The sequence below is a fragment of the Shewanella hafniensis genome (genome assembly GCF_019655335.1).
Lineage (GTDB): Bacteria > Pseudomonadota > Gammaproteobacteria > Enterobacterales > Shewanellaceae > Shewanella > Shewanella hafniensis.
On the sequence record NZ_BPFD01000164.1, the window covers coordinates 1 to 1,954 of the forward strand.

Sequence of the window (1,954 nt, forward strand, 5' to 3'; positions counted from 1 at the left end):
TGACGTCGGCAATTCTTGATTCATGCAGCATGCCTTTACGGGTATAACGCCCGAGGTATTCCACCACGGTTTCGGCGCGGCTCAGACACGCTTTGCTGTAAACACACCACGGTTTTGCCATTAAGGTGTCAGCCGCAGGGATAGCCAGCTCATGTTGTCGCAGCGCCCGTAATAACTTGGCCCGATACACGGTGGACAAGGCTTTCACCGGAAACAGATAATCCGTTTTCACGCTATGCCAATCTCCCGCTGACGTCAGCACCCCACCCGGGATTAAGCAATGCAAGTGAATATGCTGACTCAAGGTTTGCCCCCACGTGTGCAGCACCATAGTGCAACCCAATTGACCCTGAAGGTGTTTTCGCTTCATACCAAACTGCGCAAGCGTCTGCCACACAGACTCAAACAGGGCGCTGTATAACGGCTTGGCAGCGTAGTGCGCCAAGATGTTCAACTCGTGGGGTAAGGTAAAGACCAAATGGAAATAGCGACAAGGCAAGACTTGCGCCTGCTGCGTAGCAATCCACGCTTGCGTCTGCCTTCCCTGACAACGAGGGCAATGCCGGTCACCACAGGAGCAAAACACCTGCTGCTCATACTGGCAAGTATCACAACGCCAGTGCTGTATGCCTAAGGTTTGCGTGCGACACTGCTGAATATGCTGGCAGACTAAGGCTTGCTGTTCGGTCAGTTTATGCTGCTGTTGGTAGTGGGCTAAGTGCTGATGAAGGATATCGCTTAAATGGTAGAAGGTTGCCATGGCATCCCCCCAAGACTTGCTAGCAAGTCACAGCCTTGATGACCTAATTCCGGCGACCAATGCAAGTAGCGCTCGGTAGACTTTATACTGTGATGACCAAGTTGGGCCTGTAATTGATGAAGTGGCATACCCGCTTGTAATTGATGGGTTGCATAAGCATGCCTTAGGCTGTGTGGACTGCATGGCTTAGTGATACTCGCTAAGCAGGCCGCCTTCGCTAACGCTTTACGAAAGGTCGACTCATGCAGCGGATAAACCACATCATGATAGGTCGAGGCAAACAACCATTCGACGGGATGATACGCTTGCCAATACTGACGCAACAGGGTGAGTAAAGTCGGTGAGAGTATCACCCATCGGTCGCAGGCCCCCTTGCCTTGACACACTTTGAGCAACTGCCGCTGCCCATCGATATCAGCAACCTTAATATGGGTTAACTCACTTACACGCAAACCACAACCATAACACAGCGCCACCATGGCGCGTTGTTTCAGGTTTTGACAGTGGTACAGCAGTGCCGCGATATCTTGGCAACTAAGCAATTGCGGCAGCTTGTGTGGACGTTTCGGTAAACTCAACTGAACCGTAAAATCGCGCCCTAGGACATGTTCATAGAAAAAATGAATGCCATTAAGCTGTAACTTTAAGGTGGCTCTGGAATGATGTCGCTCAAGATTTAAGTAACGGAAATAAGCCGTAAGCTGCTCATCCGTAATGTCATCGAGCGGTTGGTTTGCATAGTGCTGCAGTTGGGTGATGGCACGCAGATAAGCACTGCGTGTACGGGCCGAGTAACCACGTAAACTAATCTCATCATGGAATTGTTGCAGAAGTGATGACATGGTAGACCTCCTAGGTGAGGGATTATCCCTAGGAGTAAGTGTGGAACAGTGATTCGCTTTGGGCTCCGCGCAGCGGCTTAGTTCAACATTTTATTAGTGCGCATGCGCGTTTACCTCATTAGACCAGTAAAAACGCGCACAGTTAACTATCTGTTTATGCAGAAGTTATCAGCTTTTTATAAAATACACCATCTGGAAAAACGCGCATGCGCGTTTTCCAAATCTATTAACTAAAATTCAGTTACTATATTTACCTGATTTTAAAGAGTTTTATTTATTTCGAATGGAATTAGTGCGCACTGATTTTGTCTGAAAATCATACCAAAACACCTAAATTTAAATACGACTGTAT

The 1,954-nt window shown here is 48.4% G+C and carries 2 protein-coding genes; both read right to left on the reverse strand.

The features are described from left to right. Positions 1–760: IS91 family transposase (locus tag K5Q99_RS21660; RefSeq protein ID WP_220778105.1), on the reverse strand; the 760-nt coding region annotated here is incomplete at its 3' end. Next, positions 739–1,602 carry a tyrosine-type recombinase/integrase gene (locus K5Q99_RS21665; protein ID WP_220778106.1) on the reverse strand — a complete coding sequence of 288 codons (864 nt, stop codon included), beginning with the start codon at positions 1,600–1,602 and terminating at the stop codon, positions 739–741. The genes K5Q99_RS21665 and K5Q99_RS21660, both read right to left, overlap by 22 nt. Between the last annotated feature and the right edge of the window lie 352 nt (positions 1,603–1,954).